The sequence below is a fragment of the Paenibacillus kribbensis genome (genome assembly GCF_002240415.1).
Taxonomy (GTDB): domain Bacteria; phylum Bacillota; class Bacilli; order Paenibacillales; family Paenibacillaceae; genus Paenibacillus; species Paenibacillus kribbensis.
This window is the reverse complement of the sequence record NZ_CP020028.1, coordinates 4080531-4098222: the sequence shown is the minus strand read 5'-3', so window position 1 is coordinate 4098222 and position 17692 is coordinate 4080531. Positions and strand designations below refer to the sequence as shown.

Annotated in this window: 18 protein-coding genes; 10 read left to right on the top strand and 8 right to left on the bottom strand. The window is 45.4% G+C overall.

Going from position 1 to position 17692, the window contains the following annotated elements:
- The first annotated feature begins 691 nt into the window (after positions 1-691).
- The 5 genes from B4V02_RS18255 (at position 692) to B4V02_RS18235 (ending at position 3682) form a co-directional block, all read left to right on the top strand.
- The gene (locus B4V02_RS18255; RefSeq protein WP_043890851.1) at positions 692-1228 is read left to right on the top strand and encodes a sigma-70 family RNA polymerase sigma factor; all 537 of its coding nucleotides are present in this window, start codon (positions 692-694) and stop codon (positions 1226-1228) included.
- A 168-nt stretch (positions 1229-1396) separates the two neighbouring features.
- Positions 1397-1849 (top strand): hypothetical protein, encoded by a 453-nt coding sequence (locus B4V02_RS18250; RefSeq protein ID WP_094155856.1) that lies wholly within the window; start codon positions 1397-1399, stop codon positions 1847-1849.
- Positions 1850-1887: 38 nt separating this feature from the next.
- Positions 1888-2223 (top strand): hypothetical protein, encoded by a 336-nt coding sequence (locus tag B4V02_RS18245; RefSeq protein ID WP_094155855.1) that lies wholly within the window; start codon positions 1888-1890, stop codon positions 2221-2223.
- A 65-nt stretch (positions 2224-2288) separates the two neighbouring features.
- Positions 2289-2636, top strand: coding sequence for a hypothetical protein (locus B4V02_RS18240; protein WP_007429438.1), 348 nt, complete (start codon positions 2289-2291; stop codon positions 2634-2636).
- An 86-nt stretch (positions 2637-2722) separates the two neighbouring features.
- Positions 2723-3682 (top strand): sigma-70 family RNA polymerase sigma factor, encoded by a 960-nt coding sequence (locus tag B4V02_RS18235; RefSeq protein ID WP_244188555.1) that lies wholly within the window; start codon positions 2723-2725, stop codon positions 3680-3682.
- A 145-nt stretch (positions 3683-3827) separates the two neighbouring features.
- Here B4V02_RS18235 and B4V02_RS18230 read toward each other — a convergent pair whose 3' ends face one another.
- Positions 3828-4916, bottom strand: a complete 1089-nt coding sequence (locus B4V02_RS18230; RefSeq protein ID WP_094155853.1) for a M24 family metallopeptidase — start codon at positions 4914-4916, stop codon at positions 3828-3830.
- 68 nt (positions 4917-4984) lie between these two features.
- The gene (locus B4V02_RS18225) at positions 4985-5713 is read right to left on the bottom strand and encodes an MBL fold metallo-hydrolase (protein WP_094155852.1); all 729 of its coding nucleotides are present in this window, start codon (positions 5711-5713) and stop codon (positions 4985-4987) included.
- A 202-nt stretch (positions 5714-5915) separates the two neighbouring features.
- On the opposite strand from B4V02_RS18225, the gene B4V02_RS18220 reads away from it, so the two are divergent.
- Complete coding sequence (locus tag B4V02_RS18220) at positions 5916-6437, top strand: GNAT family N-acetyltransferase (RefSeq protein ID WP_094155851.1); 522 nt, start codon at positions 5916-5918, stop codon at positions 6435-6437.
- Between the two features lie 97 nt (positions 6438-6534).
- On the opposite strand, the gene B4V02_RS18215 is transcribed toward B4V02_RS18220, so the two are convergent.
- From B4V02_RS18215 to B4V02_RS18205, 3 genes are all read right to left on the bottom strand, one after another.
- Entirely contained in the window at positions 6535-6978 is a 444-nt protein-coding gene (locus B4V02_RS18215; RefSeq protein WP_007429443.1) for a threonine/serine exporter family protein, read from the bottom strand.
- Positions 6979-6998: 20 nt separating this feature from the next.
- Positions 6999-7754 (bottom strand): threonine/serine exporter family protein, encoded by a 756-nt coding sequence (locus B4V02_RS18210; RefSeq protein ID WP_094155850.1) that lies wholly within the window; start codon positions 7752-7754, stop codon positions 6999-7001.
- Positions 7755-7866: 112 nt separating this feature from the next.
- Entirely contained in the window at positions 7867-8724 is an 858-nt protein-coding gene (locus B4V02_RS18205; RefSeq protein WP_007429445.1) for a hypothetical protein, read from the bottom strand.
- A 277-nt stretch (positions 8725-9001) separates the two neighbouring features.
- Between B4V02_RS18205 and B4V02_RS18200 the strand changes: the two genes are divergently transcribed.
- Both B4V02_RS18200 and B4V02_RS18195 read left to right on the top strand, forming a co-directional pair.
- Positions 9002-9751 carry an HAD family hydrolase gene (locus tag B4V02_RS18200; RefSeq protein WP_094155849.1) on the top strand — a complete coding sequence of 250 codons (750 nt, stop codon included), beginning with the start codon at positions 9002-9004 and terminating at the stop codon, positions 9749-9751.
- A 93-nt stretch (positions 9752-9844) separates the two neighbouring features.
- Positions 9845-10525, top strand: a complete 681-nt coding sequence (locus B4V02_RS18195; RefSeq protein WP_007429447.1) for a hypothetical protein — start codon at positions 9845-9847, stop codon at positions 10523-10525.
- Positions 10526-10607: 82 nt separating this feature from the next.
- Here the strand turns inward: B4V02_RS18195 and B4V02_RS18190 are convergent, their stop codons facing one another.
- Both B4V02_RS18190 and speD read right to left on the bottom strand, forming a co-directional pair.
- Positions 10608-12026 (bottom strand): NAD-dependent malic enzyme, encoded by a 1419-nt coding sequence (locus B4V02_RS18190; protein WP_094155848.1) that lies wholly within the window; start codon positions 12024-12026, stop codon positions 10608-10610.
- 224 nt (positions 12027-12250) lie between these two features.
- A complete protein-coding gene (speD, locus tag B4V02_RS18185) occupies positions 12251-13057 on the bottom strand; it encodes an adenosylmethionine decarboxylase (protein WP_094155847.1) in 807 nt (268 codons plus the stop codon).
- A gap of 564 nt (positions 13058-13621) precedes the next feature.
- On the opposite strand from speD, the gene B4V02_RS18180 reads away from it, so the two are divergent.
- On the top strand, positions 13622-14470 hold the full coding sequence (locus B4V02_RS18180) for a hypothetical protein (protein ID WP_007429450.1): 849 nt from the start codon (positions 13622-13624) through the stop codon (positions 14468-14470).
- A 79-nt stretch (positions 14471-14549) separates the two neighbouring features.
- Here the strand turns inward: B4V02_RS18180 and B4V02_RS18175 are convergent, their stop codons facing one another.
- Positions 14550-15563, bottom strand: coding sequence for an RluA family pseudouridine synthase (locus B4V02_RS18175; RefSeq protein ID WP_094155846.1), 1014 nt, complete (start codon positions 15561-15563; stop codon positions 14550-14552).
- Positions 15564-15781: 218 nt separating this feature from the next.
- Between B4V02_RS18175 and recQ the strand changes: the two genes are divergently transcribed.
- Entirely contained in the window at positions 15782-17680 is a 1899-nt protein-coding gene (gene recQ / locus B4V02_RS18170) for a DNA helicase RecQ (RefSeq protein WP_094155845.1), read from the top strand.
- Positions 17681-17692 lie beyond the last annotated feature (12 nt).

Genomic DNA, 17692 nt, shown 5'->3' with positions numbered 1-17692 from the left:
AGCAGGCTTTCCGGGTTTCCTTAATGGATGCCTTGTCGAGCCATAGGGAGGAAATCCATCGCTTAAGAGAAGAGGTAGCGGTGCTTCAGGCTGAAAATTTAAGCTTGATCGCAGAAAATAGATCCTTGAATGCAAAGGTAGAGGCATTGGTAGCCAGACTTGAAGGTGGATAGGTAGCAGATTTTTAGGTTGGCAGCTGGAAATAGAGGGTTATATCCATATATCCCCTCTGTTTCTATTAAAATATTGAAACAGGTCTTGTGAAACATGAAACGTTTCTTTTGATTGATTCAAAAGACTTATTTCAAAAGGTTGTATACACAAAAAAGTAGAACAATATAACCAATTGAAATAACATCAACCAATTCTAGGAATTGACAAGGTTATATATACCTATTAGAATGAGAACAAAGGTTCGCATTTTTAAAAAAAGTAATAGATATATTGCAACTCTTCTGATAGATATGACGACTATTAGAGTAGAATCCTAAAAATTATAAATTTTTTTAGGTAATTGGAACTGATACAAATGTATTACGTATTAAAAAAGAGTAAGGTATAATAAAGAAAAAAGTGGAAACTAATTGCCGAATGTTGAAATTCAGAAAGGAGACGTGATACACATTCTTGGGGAGGGAACAGAGTGAATTGAACCTATTTAATTAAAATAAACTAAAATAGGAGAGCCGCAATGATAACGACAAATGTTAGTTCATTTAACCCAGATACCTTAAATCATATTTTTAACTTTATACTTCGTGGTGTTAACGAGGAGGATCGAGAAGATGTGAAACAGGATTCTATCGTTCAAATTCTGACAGCAATCCACAAAGGCAACATAAAAAAGGATATATCTACTTTTTCACATACAGTCATTAAACGTTCTGTAGTTGACTATTATCGTAAAAAAAAACGTAAAATTACACAATACAGTACAATCGTTAACTTTTGCGATGGCGTAGATGAAGAAGACTCAATGGCCAATTATTACTCGGTTCAAGTGAATGATTACGGATTTAAATTAACAGACGTAAAAGTAGACTATTTAAGCAATCGTGACAGATTCACAAAACAGGAGCAACGAATCTTAAATTTTATGTTATTCACTGAAGAGGGAATGGACATGAAACCTACAGAAATCGCCCATTATCTCGATATTCATAAATCCCATGCTTGTCGAGCTATGAAAAAACTAAGAGAACTCTATAAAACTGAGCTTGAAAAATAAATAATCTGATATACGACTATCAGAAAAAAAATCCAATCCAAAAGGAAATAGAAAAGCACTACGCACTGCCCCTTACTATACATTCTAAGTATACATATCTGACTGAGGCATTGCAAGTGAATGATTCTGAAAATTTAATGAAAATTGTTAAAAAGGAGGGTAATTTACATGCTGAGTCGCTATATCGTTGGTGGAAGATTAGATCCACCTTTCTATCCTACCAAAACAAAGCCCTGCATAGCAAGCCGAAGAGTTGATATAGATGGTTTAAGGGCTTTAGAAAGTAAAAGGATGGTAACAGACACCTTTAAGATATCCAATGATCTGGAATTTTTCGCTATTTCAATAAAGGCAGATACGATTACCCCTGCCGATTACTGGTCCTTAGTGGTTGATGAAAAGCTAATTGTTAACCACGTATATTGTAAAGATTATAGTGAAGGCCTCTATTTTCAAGTAGCTCATCCTGTAAAGGGAGGGCGAGAATTTCGTTTTGAATTTTACACGGAGAGTGCTGAACGCAAAAGAATAGAAACATCCTACTATTTTTTGATAGACCCGGAGGTTGTTCTTCATATGAATGGTCTAACGGACCAAAGCTATGATCTATTCTCTATCTGACCGGGTCTAAAAAAAGTGGTCTAGGGAGGTTATAGAACGTGATCGGCTATATGAATAAATGCCCCCTCTGTGGGGCGGAATCTTCTTTTGTTCCTGAAGAGATGGAATGTGATCAATCCCTTGTTCTTTGGTGTAAGCACTGTGGGGATTATATTAATCAGACCATAACGCTGGAATCTCTGAGAAGGTGGTGGGCAAGATACGACGCAGGCGAAGATGCATATAAGCCGCCGGTGAGCAAGAATACCCTGCTGAAGTTTGAAAAGCTGGAACAAACGCTAGCAAATGAACCTGACTGTAACCTGAATCGGGTGGAAATACATCTCAAGGATTTTACGAATTACCACTACACTGATGTTGAAGAAACACAGTAGACAGCGTTAATTGTATCACCATATAAATTTTAAAATGCAGCTAAATCAACTGTGGAGGAAATGATATGAACCATATGAACAACAACATGTATCAGCCAGATGGGGAAGATTCTGATTCAGTAGAATTTATGCAAATTATTAGCAAAATTCAGAGAGTTGTTAAAGAGAATAAGGAGCTTAAAAGGAAAAATCATCACTTAATTTCCCAAAATAGACAGCTTGCAGCCCGTCATCAGTTACTTGAACTACAAATGAATGAATATATGTCTCTGGCTCAGGAAATGGAGCAGCAGCTTCTTACCCAGCGTGAGTATGTATTGGATTCTATGCAAACTAATCAGGCGCGTTCAAAGAATTTTTTATACTTGGATGATTCCGGCCATACGTATCTTATTAACTATTCAGATGAATAAATTCTAAAAAGGTAGACCAGCCAGTGAAATGTGAACGTGATCAATGTAGAAGGAAATTCATTATACTGATATCGCTAGAAAACGGGGTGAACGAATTGCTCAGTGATACGTATGTACAATTAAGAAAACCTGCTGTGAAGGATATGCATAATATAAAGCTGATCTGTGCTTGTAAAGAGAACAAAGACCTTCTTGGAGAATTTTTGCAAGAGAATCGGAAGTTTATGTTTTCGATTATTATGCGATATAAGGGAAGTATAGAAGAGCTAAAAATGAAATTTAAGGTTACTGAAGACGACTTATACCAGCATGCATGTATAGGATTACTAACGGCACTCAAGGATTTTGATATTCATCGAGGAATTAAATTTACTACGTATGTAGTACGGCCTATTTTATGGGAGGTTAATCAATTATTATATAGCAACTCACAAGAGGTAAGACTTAGTCGGGGAGCTATTGATATGATCCGAAGGATGGTAGAAATTGAAGACACGCTAGGCTACAGGCCGTGTGAGCAAAAAATGGCGAAGTTTCTTCAAGTCCCTATAGAGCGTTACAGAGAAGTTGCTCAATTCAGTGATGCAATGGAACATATTGAATCCATAGATAACTTTGAAGCTACAGACAACTCACAAAGTAACATTGATGAGTATGTGATTAATAGGGTTTATGTTCAACAACTGTTATGTAGTTCTCTATTTACAGAACACGAAAAAACGGTAATGCGCTTAATTATGCAAGGAGCTAATAACTCCCGGATATCCGAAATACTCCACGTGTACCCGATGACAATTAGCAGGACACTAACACGCATCAGGAACAAAATAGACAAGCAAAAACAGGATGCAGAGAATATCCAAATTGAAACTCAATCCAAATACAGAGATGAAATTGACTTAATTGTAGAGAAAAGTAAAAAGCAAAAACAGGTGTTAAATGTTACAGACATTCAAGATGCACTTGAAATATCCGGCTACGATATTTCAAAGTATTCAAAGCGAGTTCTTTACTATATCCGTAAAAAAGCAAAACTAGCTATCTGAATTATAGCAAAGTTACACACAAATCACAACTGCTCTCGGGATAAAATAAGGAAAATAAAGTGTATTTTCATTGAGTACTAGGATCAAGGGGGAAAAAGCCCATGCATTTTAAGCATGAGCTTTAATATGAAAAAAGAATTCAAACTTATCCCAGTACCGTCAGCTCTTTTGGAAAAGAGGTCAATACTTCTACACCATCAGAGGTAACCAGAACGTCATCTTCAATCCGCACACCGCCGAGACCTGGCACGTAGATGCCCGGTTCTATCGTGAACACGAAGCCCTCATGAAGCAGGTCATTATTGCCACCGTGGACAGATGGGTATTCATGAACACTCATGCCAAGACCGTGTCCAACCCGATGGTTAAAGGCAGGCCCGTATCCGGCGGCTTCAACAATAGCCCGTGCGGCCTGGTCTACAGATGCGCAGGTTACTCCCGGGCGAGTAGCGGCAATCCCGGCTTCGTTCGAGCGGAGAACCGTATTATATATCGTTTCCAGCTCAGCCGACAGCTTTCCAAAAGCAAAAGTACGCGTAATATCCGAAGCATATCCATCGGAGTACACACCCATATCAAACATGAGCAGATCGCCGTACTGTAGCTTGCGGGTGCCTGGAACACCATGGGGGAGAGCTGTTTTGGGTCCAGACAGCACCGTGGTGTCGAAGGAAGGACCATCTGCTCCGATTTTTTTCATCTGGTATTCGATCTCAGCCACCAGTTCGACTTCCGTCACGCCTTCACGTACATGGGTTAGGCCGTGCCGAAGAGCATCTTCCACCAACCGGGCGGCATGTTTGAGTCGTTGTACTTCCTCAGGAGTTTTTCGCACACGCATTTCTTGAAGCACAGGACCCAAATCCACATATTGAGCGGCACCAATGGCAGTATGTAGTTGTTCGTAACGTAGAACAGAGACGTGTTCCTTTTCCAGTGCGAAGGCTTTCACTCCGCTGCCTGCACGTTGACGCAGCAGATCATATGGATTGTCCGTATCGGTGTGGGTGGATATGCGGGTTACGGAAGAAGCCGCTTGGGCGGCCTCTGCATCCAGGGCAGGGACGATCAGTTCAGGCTCTTGATCGCGAAGCAGTATCAGACCGAGAAAGCGTTCATGCGGCTCGCTGGCAAAGCCTGTCAGGTAGTAAATATGCTTGGGATCAGTTACGAGTAGGCCGTCCCATGCTTGTGACTTCAGTTCATTATACAGCCGGGTTATTTTATCATTCATTCAGATTCATTCCTTTCTATTTATTCATTATAGCTCTTCATGTATAACGATTTGTAGCTTTGAATCACTTATCCCCGTTCCTGACTTAATGCTTGGAGGCGAGCCTGTACATTCCGATCATAAAAACCACCATGGTAGCAGAGTACCTTCTCAGCATCCAAAACAGTCAATTTATCTAGACTCTTCAAGGCCAGTGGCATATCCGGCGTAGCTGATTCAGCGGGGCCAACCAGTTCACCTTCGACTACACGCAGCTCATCCGCTGCCAAAAGCAGCTTTTGTGCGGGTACATACAAGCTGATATGCCCTGGTGTGTGGCCTGGTGTATGAATAATCTGTACTCCTCCACCATAAGGCAGATGCTCGCCGTCCTCAAGAATATGGGCAAAGCGCAAATCTGGCAGGCGTCGAATCATATCCTCGGCTTGCTGCTTGAGCGCAATATCCATCAGATTTATCCGTTCCGGCGTCAGCTTCACAAACGGCCTTTCCCCTGTCATGTAAGGAACGTCATCTTTATGAGCCAGCAGAGCCGTATTCGGCAGCAAGTCCAGCAATGCGTGAACATTCCCGATATGGTCAATGTCCTGGTGTGTTAAAATAATTCTCTTCAGGCGGTTGATATCTTCCCCCGCATCAGCAATGGCTTTGCGCAATGGTTCCAATTGGCCGAGCATCCCTGTGTCAATCAGCGTAAGTCCGTCCTGATCCTTGAGCAGCACAGGATAAATGGTTGTTTTTCCAAAAAAGGATTCCATAGGTACTTCCAGAATCAAGATTTGAGTTCCAATATTCATGTTAAGTTGCCCCAGAATCCTTTGAATTCTGAAGCATACCTCCTTGTCTCATGTTGTTAAATGGGTTGACTATGTTGTTGTACATCTTAAATTCTATTATAGAACCCTTTGTATCTAATCCGCAAAAACAACTCGATATGGCTGTTCCGGCGCTTATCTTGTACAATGAATAAATCATCACTACGGGAGGCGGATGTGAACAATGAATCAGGAACAATCTTTTTCCATTGAATTTGCACGCAGGGAGGACCTTCCCGATATTGTGGACATCTATAATTCTACGATTGCGAGTCGAATGGTCACAGCAGATCTGGAGCCGGTGACGGTGGAAAGCCGTATTCCGTGGTTTGAAGCTCATCAGGAAAACCATCGGCCGTTGTGGGTTTTGAGGCAAAAAGGGGGCATTGCCGGGTGGGCCAGTCTTCAATCCTTTTACGGGCGTCCAGCTTATAACGGTACGGCAGAAATCAGTATTTATGTTCACGAAACTTCCCGTGGAACCGGAACAGGAAGTCGTCTGGTCCAGCATATGCTACATGAATGCCCAAGACTTGGTGTTGCAACGCTGTTGGGATTTGTATTTGGTCACAATGAGCCGAGTATTGCGTTGCTACGGAAGTTTGGATTTGAACAATGGGGTTATTATCCACGTGTTGCCATACTGGATAACGTTGAGCGGGATTTGGCAATATTGGGTAGACGAGTGGATGATGTTGAGGGATAACCGGAACAACAAACGAACGTGCAAAGATAGTTAACGTAGAAGGCTGTCTCCAAGGCTCATACACTGAAAGGTGCGTGATTTTGGAAGCAGCCTATTTTCATTGCTTTTTAATGTGAGGTCTAAAACGTATGCTGCGAAAAATTTGATTGATTACTTCGGATAACACCAACCCGACAGCAATGGCCCCTGCGATCATCAGTGTGCTTATGGCCAGCTCCAGTGCCTGGGGATAATTATGCTGTACAAACTGACGCATGGCATTATAGGCCATGCCTCCTGGAACGAGTGGAATTATGCCTGCCACGCTGAAAATAATCACGGGCATTTTGTACAGTCTCGCAAAGCCTTGACTGACAATGCCGATAAGGACCGTTGCCAAAAGGTTTGCACTCACAGGTCCCATACTACCCGTGGTTGAATAATAGACGAGCCAGCCCAGCATACCGACAAAACCGCATTGCAGCAGCGAGCGCCGGGGAGCGTGGAAAAGAATGCCGAAAGCAGCGGTGGCAATAAAGCTTGTGAATAATTGTGCAAGCATAAGCCTGGATCTCCTCCGAATCACATATACGTAATGATAACTGCAACGCCAGCCCCGATGCCAAAAGACGTCAGGCATGCATCAGCACCCTTGGAAAGTCCCGAAACGAGATGTCCGGCCATTAAATCACGGATGGCATTGGTAATTAACAAGCCTGGCACCAGTGGCATGACAGAGCCAATAATGATTTTGTCCATCATCTGTCCCCAGCCTGCTATCGTGAGCAGAGCCGCCAGCAAGCCGATCAAAAAAGATGCGGAAAACTCTGAGAAAAACTTAACCCTAACAAGCCTGTGAAAATATTGCACAGATGCGAAGCCAATACAGCCGCACAGCACGGCTGCGGGGAAGTCTCGCCAGACTCCACCAAACATAATCATAAAACAACCGCTAGCCAGAGCCGCGGCTACCAGCTGTACACGATTGGAATAGCGGAGAGGACCGCATTCAATCTTCGAAAGCTCCTTTACGGCATCGCGCGGAGACAAGTTACCTGTGCTGATTTTACGTGAAATGGAATTCACCTCGGTCACCTTGTGCAAATCGGTGGTCCGCTCTACGATGCGGATGAGTTTGGCAGGCTCCGAGTTGTTAATGGCAAAAAAAATCCCGGTCGGTGTTACATAGCTATGGGACTCGGGTATACCGTAGGCCAAGGCAATGCGGGACATTGTGTCTTCGACGCGATAGGTTTCAGCTCCATTTTGCATCATGAGTTTGCCGGCCAACAGACAAACCTCGACGATCTCAGGAGTAGGATAGGAATGATTATTCATGCTCGCTCTCTTTCATACGTACCGGGTCGTTTGACCCTATTATTTTCGTTTATTGTAGCACAAAAAGCCGCCTTTTCAGAGGCGGTGATGCTGGGGAAATTCAAGAATTCCATTAAGATTCCACCGTGTCCGGAATAACTGTATAATAGGACTCTTCCAAATATGCTGCGGCTTTAGACAGGCCCATAGATTTAAGCTGTCCTGCGACAAAAGCACGAAGGGCGGAATGGGTGAACAGATGCCGTGTCTGGGCATCCCGAATAAAAGCCAGCCTGGCTTCATACGATCCGCTGCGAAACAACTCACGCACAGCTTCACCTTGCTCTTCCCAATGGAAGGGCTCTGCCACGCTCAAAAGGGCGCCTTCTGCATTAAAAGAGTGATGCTTTGCAGTAGAAAATCTCCGAATGCCCAAGCCGTTCAACGTAGGAGCCGCTTCATTTTGCTTCCGTTCCAATCGCAAACGGTCGATGTAGACAGCCATATCCCGAATGGGCTGGATCCCGAAGCGTTCCCGAAAGCATTCGCGTACAAATTGCGTTCGTTCATCTGTAGCTTGAGGCACTCGCTGACCCACATATCCAGAATAGTCCTCACCATTGGCGAAGTACCGTTTTAATGAACTATTTTCTGTGTAAACCACGCTTAAAAAATCCTGCAAATGGCGGGCAACCACCCATACACCTGTCCAATCAACAGGGGATACGCACACAATGGGAGTCTGTAAAAGATCCTTTTCAAGTCCAAAATCGGTTAAAAATCCATAATGTATTCCGTCTACACCTGCATGGGCAAAAGGAATGACATCTGGCGGTGTAGCCATATATCGGGGTGCCGGCCCCTGCTCCATAATCAGTCCCAAATCAAAACCCAGAGAATGCCGGTTCGCTTCAAGCTCCTGTTCAAATTCGATAAGTGCCTCAATCAAAGGTGTAGCTGATCCATAGGCTAAGTTAGAACCGGAATTCATCGTGTATGCCTCCCTTTTCCAAGTACATCCGTAAAGCGTTCATCCCTAAAAGGTACGTGATTTTACACGAAATGTAAACCTGTATAATGGAACTTTAACAAAAATGTGACCTTTTACCTGTGTGTGGTCTTTTCAGTGTATGTTGGCAGCTGTGAAGCGTGAATGCGATAGACAGAATGTGAAAGGGCGGGGTGCAACGCAACAGGTGGGCGGGTATAATATCAGGACAAGGTGAAGATGAGCATCATCCAAAGATTTTACAGAAAGTAGTGGGTATATGGATTTGCAAAAGAAGGCAGTCTTTTTTGATGTAGATGATACCATGTATGATCATTTGCACCCTACACGCGACGCGCTGCGTACAGTATTAGGCTTAAGTGAGCGTTTTCCTTATGAGGAAGCCTATCATCGTATCCGCTATTATAGTGATCTATTGTCGGCCCAAGGAGGACTATTGGAAGGGAAGGCAGGACCGGATGAATTGGACGATATGAGGGAGGGGCGTTTCGTCCTGGCTTTACAGGAATTCGGGGTAAATATCACCCGTGAGCAAGCAGTACATGTTCAAAAAGTATACCTGGATCGTCAGTATCGGATAGAGCCTTTTGAAGGAGCAACTTCCTTAATGGATGCATTGAGCTCGGCTGGATATTTGGTCGGCTTGATTACGAACGGTCTTGAAGAGCACCAGATGAGCAAAATCAAGGCGATGGCGCTGGAAAATCATGTTGCACCAGAGCATATCTTTGTCTCTGGAACTGTTGGCTATGCCAAGCCTGATCCACGCATTTTTGAAGTGGTGAACGAGCGGACAGGAACTTTGGCAGAGCATTGCTGCTATATCGGGGATTCCTGGCGGAATGACGTGGCGGGAGCTACAGCCGCGAATTGGCGGACGATCTGGTTCAACCACCGGAATGCTTCCCCGGAATCTGACGTGCTGGGAGCCTATGAAACAGCGTCCAGCTATGCGGATTTAAAGAAATTACTGCTGCCATGTTCCCAAACCACTCCTGCATCATTGTGAATCCGTTTCTGAGGATGACCCGTAATACAACTTATCCAGCATATGTCTAACCTCATTTGAAGTGGTATAGAACAGAGAAGGAAGGGGTTGCACATGGTTGAACAATGGAGACAAGCAGACGATATCATACGTCAAGTGACCGTTTACAGTACGGAGGATAATGACCCGGTTACCATTAAAACAGTCACTCAGGACGTCCGCTGTATTGGCATCGGGACCGATGCGGCCGTATTTACACTTGATTCATTACCCGGCTACGCGTTCAAGGTGTACTCAGACATGGCGATCGAGAAAAAAGATGCGGAGGCCCATGTATATGAGCTTTTGCAGGGGTCCGATTTTTTTCCTCGTTATTACGGGAAGGGCGATAAATACATTGTTATCAGCTATGAATCCGGCATTACGCTGCTAGATTGTCTGCTGCAAGGGATTCCGGTGCCGGAACAGGTCATTCTGGATGTGGAAGAGGCGAGGGAATTTGTCCGATCCAAGGGATTGAACCCGCGTGATATTCACCTCAAGAATGTGCTGATGCAAGATGGACGAGCCAAGGTATTGGATGTATCCGAGTATGTCAAGGAAGGCGATGACAAACGATGGGAGCATCTAGTATGGGCGTATCACACGTTTTATTCAGGTATATCAGGGGTTAAAGTCCCGTCCTGGATTTTGGATACGATCAAAAAGTGGTATTACAGGCTGGATAACTCCAGCTTCAATCTGGAGGAGTTTGCCCAGCGGGCCAGTCAATTGTTCTCTAAATGGAGATCATAACAGCTGTTGCGATAACCCATTTAGCGCCTGAATTTTTCATAAAAAAGGATTGCACCCGTAATAGGGGAGCAATCCTTTTCTTTTATCTGAAATCTCGGGGCACTCTTCTGGCAACACCGCTCGCAATGGCGGCTTTAATGACCATTTCCCGTACCCGCTGAACCGCAGTCTCGTTGAATACACCGGGAATAATATACAGCTTGTTTAATTCCTCGGGACGGATGGTGTTTGCGATGGCTTCTGCTGCCGCCAACTTCATCTCCTCGTTAATTTCACGGGCACGGCAGTCGAGCGCTGCCCGGAAAATACCGGGGAAACAAAGCACATTGTTAATCTGATTCGGATAGTCCGAACGTCCTGTGGCGATGACACCTGCAATATCCTCGACTTCCTCTGGCGCAATCTCGGGCACCGGGTTAGCCATGGTGAAGAGCACAGGAGCCTTGTTCATACGCTTCACGTCTTCTCGTCGCAGCACTCCACCTGCCGATAGACCGATAAACACGTCAGCGTCCTTCAGAACCTCAGACAGCGTGCCAGACAATCGTTCGGGGTTGGTATGCTGCGCATACCAGTTCCACATCGAATTCTCATAGGCCTCATCAGCTGTAATCGCTCCGTGACGGTCTACGCCGATGATGTTGACAGCTCCGGCCGATAGCAAAATCTTGGTGCAAGCCACACCCGCCGCCCCGATACCGCACACGACAATTTTAACATCGGACAGTGATTTGCCGACGACCTTGAGCGCATTGATCAGGCCTGCATATAGAACGACAGCTGTGCCGTGCTGATCGTCATGAAAAACAGGAATGTCCAGTTCTTGTCGCAGCCGCTGCTCAATCTCAAAGCAACGTGGTGACGAAATATCCTCCAGATTAATGCCGCCAAAAGCTGGGGCCATTTGCTTAATGGCCTTGATGATTTCCTCGGTATCCTGCGTATCCAGGCAAATCGGAAAAGCATCAACGGAACCGAGCTGCTTGAATAGCATGGCTTTGCCTTCCATGACCGGCATGGCTGCATAGGGGCCGATGTTACCCAGCCCGAGAACGGCGCTTCCGTCAGAGACGACAGCAACCGTGTTGCGCTTGATCGTCAACCGAAAGGCTTTGTCCGGCTCCTCATGAATGGCCATGCATACACGTGCCACATCCGGGGTATATACCCGGGACAAATCGTCGCGGTTCTGAATCGGCACCTTGGGCTGCATCTCAATTTTACCCCCAAGGTGCAGCAGAAAGGTACGATCAGAGATGGACAATACTTTTACGCCTTGTGCCTTTTTGATCCGGGCAGTCATTCGGTCGATTTCTGCTGGATCGGCCATGGTAACCGTAATATCCCTAACCGTGACGTTCTCAGAGGTACGAATGACGTCAATCGCAATTACATCTCCGCCATGTTCGTTTACCAGCGTAATCAATTGACCAAATTGGATGTGCTCGGTGGAAATTTCCAGTCGTAAAATGATGTTTTTACCGCCAATACCGCCTTGCATACAAATTCCTCCTTTATGTTGCATAACAAAATCAATTGATTGCGCTTACAATCGATAGCGCGCTTAAAACTGGCTGTTGATATTTCAAATTAGTGGTTTCTTCCCCTATCATATTGAACATTCTCCCACTTGTACAGATAAAGCTGGAAGATATCGATGACTTTGTATCAAAAAAAGGACAAAAGCCCGGCTATATCCCAGCCCAAGCGATCGTCCTTATCTGGTCACATCATATTTTTACCGTAGTAAATTTCGTCCATTTCAGTTTTGAGGCGTGTAGATATGTTTCGCTGCTCGCTCACGCTCAGACTTTCCTTGGTATACCCGAACAGATAATTGTCCAAATCGAATTGCTTTAGCTTGCATTTGGTATGAAAAATATTTTCCTGATACACGTTCACGTCTATCATGTCATACTCACTGCGCACTTCGTCAGGGATATAGTTTTGAATGGAGGCGATGTCATGGTCAATGAACAGCTTGTGTCCATGCGTATCACGCGTAAAGCCGCGTACCCGATAATCAATCGTCATAATATCCGTGTCAAAAGAATGGATCAAATAATGGAGTGCCTTCAGCGGGGAAATTTCTCCACAGGTAGAGACATCAATATCTGCTCGGAATGTACTAATCCCCTCGTCTGGATGATACTCCGGGTAGGTGTGGACAGTAATATGGCTTTTATCCAGCTGCATTACGATAGAGTCAGGCAGAGGGCCGGGGGATTCCGCGTATGATTCAGTTGGCACCTCCACAATAGGCCCTTCCGATATAAGCACTGTTACGCTTGCTCCTTGAGGAACATAGTCCTGCTGGGCCACGTTGAGCACATAGGCGCCGATAATGTCGGATACATTTTTCAGGATAGCTGTCAGCCGGTCCGAATTGTATTGTTCATCAATATATTCAATATAGGCTTCACGTTCTTCTTTGGTTTTGGTGTAACAGATATCATACATATTGAAGCTTAATGATTTGGTCAGATTGTTAAATCCGTGCAGGGTAATCCGCTGTTCCGATGTGATGGTCATAGGCTATTTCCCCTTATGGTTGCAGTATTCATACATAATATTCCCAACGTTTCTGTTCATATACCGATTCATCAAATCAGTTCAGTTATGTAGCTATGTATATACTTTATTTCTTCCTCAGTGATTTTTAAGTAACAGGATTTATAATGTTGAGTATGCACATGAGGAAAAAGGCTATATGTGCCTCCGCTCAAGTGTGGAAAAATGGTACGCTAGAGGATTGATTACTCTATTTTTGGAACAGAATAAACAATGGACTCGTAGTAAAACAGAAAATCCGGGTTAGTGGTCGCTCATTCTAAACACACTTCATTTTTTGACGTTTAAAAAGCATATGTCATCTTCACAATACTAAAAATTTAACCGAATATGATTATAGACACCGGAACAGTGATTTTGTATATTGCATAAAACAAGAAAAGCAACTTCAGCTAATCATATGCGTATAATGGAATAAACGTAAGAAGCTAAGAATTATGAAGTTAAAATGAATGTTGATCGTAAAAGGAACTGTACAACCCTAGCCTATGTTACTGTAAGAAAAACGGTGGAAGGAGTATCAAGATGCTGGCTTTGTCCGATCCGGTCTGGAATTTGCTCCAAGGCCCTTACGGTTCTTCTCAATACGTTCCGGAAATGTTGAACCAGCTCCAAGCCGGATATGACGGCGAGATAGCTGACACCTTGTATTGGGAGGAACTGTATCACCAAAACACGTTGTATTCTTGTACATTTGCAGCCGTACCCTACCTTGTAGACATTGCATTAAACAGCTCTGATGTAGGTATTCGTGCGGATATATATAACATTTGCGGAATATTCGAGGCGAAAAATTACAATCCCTTACATACCAAAGTTCCACTGGAATTTGCAAGGGATCAGATAGAAGTGGATTCTAGTGTGGCTGAATATATTTATGAGCAATATCGACATGCCATTGTCCGACTTGCACAGATGACCGAAGAAATGGTGCTTTATGCGAAAGAACACGAGGGAAATATAGGCAAACGTTATGTTTTGGCTGCAGCTGCTGCCTTTCAAGGCTATCGCAGTATAGCTTATATGCTTCAAAGTTTCGATACAGGTGATGAATATACGCTGGATTGTCCACATTGCGGTATTCCGCTCTATATTTGGCCTGCTGAACAGAGTGATGCCCTGATCGTTTACGATAAAGATCCTGTGCATTCAAACAGCCTGATTCCCCATCCGATTCACCCCGGTTTATTGGATCACAGAGGTTCTGATGTACAATGGCTACATGAGTATGCTCTGAAAATCGAAGAAAACAAGCTTCCAAGCCATCTGCCCTATTTAAACGGCTGGCTAAATTGTCCAGTATGCAATACTCCCGTTTACATATGGGATGAGCTGATGAAAATGGCTGACGGTGTTCGGAAGCATACCGCTTAATCCTCAAAACCAGGAGCTGCCCACAGCCCCTGGTTCTCCATTCATATTTCCATCCAATCTCTGTATGCCCTGTACAATTTTAATCTCGAAACAGATTCAAAAAGGTCTTAGGCGTGTCGGATTCAAAACGCAGCAATACCCCGGTAACGGGATGAACAAATGACAATACTCGCGCATGCAGACCAAGGCGGCCAATCGACTTGGATTTGGAGCCGTATTTTTTGTCTCCAACAATCGGATGACCGATATCCTCCATGTGTACGCGAATCTGGTTCTTGCGTCCGGTCTCCAAACGTACTTCCAGCAAGGAAAAATGCCGATTGGCCTGAAGCAGCTTGTAATGAGTGACCGCGTGTTGCCCGTCATTTGGATAAGGACTGGAGTACATTTTCAGCGTTTTGCTTTCCTTCAGCCATGAGGAAATCGTGCCCTCCGGTTTTTTGATCTGACCTTCTACGAGAGCAATATATGTTCGTTCATACACAACTTCCTTCCATGCTTGCTGCATTTGCTGCTGTACGGCTTCGCTTTTGGCAAACATCATGACTCCTGATGTATCACGATCCAAACGATGCAGCACAAAAATACGATTGTACGGATGTTCTCGCCGCACATGGGCCGTAAGCTGGCGGTAGGCGGTCACTTCCTTTTCCTGCGCAGAGGCGACGGACAGAAGCCCGGCATCTTTATGAATGACGATGATGGCTTCATCCTCATGTAAAATACGCAGCCCGGTCAGCGGCACCTCGGGAGCAATTTTTTCCTTGGAGAGTGTGACGGTTTGACCTTGCTCCAGCGGGAAGTTGTGCACTGTGCGTGCCACGCCGTCTACAGACACTTGTCCCCGGGCAAGCGCTGATTTGATGGAATTACGCCCCATGCCGGTGACATGCTCTACCAAAAAGCTCAGCAGCTCGGCAGGCTTTTGTACGATGTATGTTTTTGCAGGTGTTTTATCAAGAGTGCTCGCTTTGCCTCGTGCTTCCGGTCTAGGTGAGCCGGGTTTTCCGGCAGATGTGTGGTTGCGCTTGGAGCCAGCTGAGTTAAACGTTGATTTTGTTCGATTTTTTCGTTGAGGTTTCCGATTGTTCATGGATTCTTTCTCCTTCTTGGTACCGTATCTCATGATCGTGTACAACTGCGGCACCGTGTCCACTATATCATGAGAAAACAGCGAATGCCATGGGGGAGTAAACTTGCCTGACAGTCTTCCAGCGGTTGAACATTACCCTGAACCCCGGTAAACTAAAGGTAACGAAAGAAAAGCTGATATGCGCCCGAGGCGCTGGAAATTATGAGGGGTTTAAATCTATGAGTGTACAAGCACCGATGTTGGAACGGGCGCAGGATTTACTGCAAAAGTTTTATGGCTATCCCGACTTCCGGGAGGGACAAAAGAAAATTGTCGCCAGTATGCTGGAAGGCAACGATACGTTAGGAATTATGCCGACAGGCGGCGGAAAATCCATATGCTACCAAATTCCTGCCTTGTTGCATGAGGGTTTAACGATTGTAGTGTCACCGCTTATCTCGCTGATGAAGGATCAGGTGGATGCGCTGACGACGATGGGAATCGCGGCTGCGTATATTAACAGCACGCTGAGCGGGCGAGAAGTGAATGACCGCATCCGCGCTGCACGGAATGGTGATTTGAAGCTGCTGTATGTCGCACCGGAGCGGCTGGAGCTGGATTGGTTCCGCGATGAGATGACCCAACTGCCGATTTCCTGTGTTGCGGTGGATGAGGCTCACTGTGTATCCCAGTGGGGCCATGATTTTCGCACCAGCTACCTGGCCGTGGCTCCGTTCGTGGACGGGCTGCATGAACGCCCGATTGTAGCTGCGTTTACAGCAACAGCAACACCGCAGGTCATGGACGATATCGTGCGGCTGCTTCGTCTGCGCTCACCGGAGACGTTCGTCACAGGCCTTGGACGACCGAATTTGGCGTTCAGCGTGATGCGCGGGGAAGACAAGCGCAGCTTTTTGCTGAATTATACCCGTGAGCACGAGGGTGAATCAGGCATTATTTATGCGGCGACTCGTAAAGACGTGGACGATTTGTACCAACGTCTGCGTGATGCAGGCATGGCAGTTGGACGCTATCATGCCGGGATGACAGATCAGGAGCGCGCAGATAGCCAGGAAGGCTTCCTGTACGATGATATCCGGGTCATTGTTGCGACCAACGCCTTCGGCATGGGGATCGATAAATCGAACGTGCGCTACGTCATTCACTATAACATGCCTAAAAATATGGAGGCTTACGTTCAAGAAGCGGGACGTGCAGGACGTGATGGCGATCCGAGTCAATGCATTTTGTTGTTCGGACCGCAAGATATTGTCACTCAGAAGTTCCTGATTGAGCAAAATCCGCAGGATGAAGACCGCAAGCGCAACGACTACCGCAAACTCCAGCAGATGGTGGACTATTGCTACACAACTCGCTGCCTGCGCACGGCGCAGCTTGAGTATTTTGGCGAGGCGGAGGAGCATGAAGCTTGCGGCATATGCAGTTCATGCACGGATGAGCGGGAACTGGTCGATATGACCATAGATGCGCAAAAGATTTTTTCCTGCATTCATCGCATGCGGGAGCGTTTTGGGGTTTCGATGGTAGCCTCGGTGCTAAAAGGCTCTCGCAACAAAAAGGTGCTGCAGTATGGTTTTGACAGCCTTCCAACCTATGGGGTGATGGGCAACCGGACAGAAAAAGAAATTGCTGAAATTATCAATGTGCTCGTTTCGGAAGGTTATTTGATGTTATCTGAAGGGCAATATCCGGTCGTTCGTTTACAGCAGCTTGCAGCTGAAGTGCTGAAGGGTCAGCGTGAGGTTATGCAGCGTGTAGTGCGACATGCCACGGCTTTTGCAGGTGGGGCGGGCTCACGCGGACGACAGGGACGCGATGCATACCCGGCAGCAGTCAACGAGACTGTATTCGAACAATTGCGTCTGATTCGCCGTGATCTGGCCGCTCAGGAGCATGTGCCGTCTTATATTATTTTTAATGATGCCACGTTGCGTGAGATGAGTGTGGCGAACCCGCAATCTGAGGCAGATATGCTGCGGATCAAGGGTGTCGGTGAAGTGAAGTTCCGCAAGTACGGCAAGCTGTTTCTTGATTTTTTTCAAAATCAGGGGAATAGCGGAGGCACGGTGAACGAGGACGAGATTTATCCAGATGATGTGTATGAGGATTTTGAATAGAAGGTTGTGACC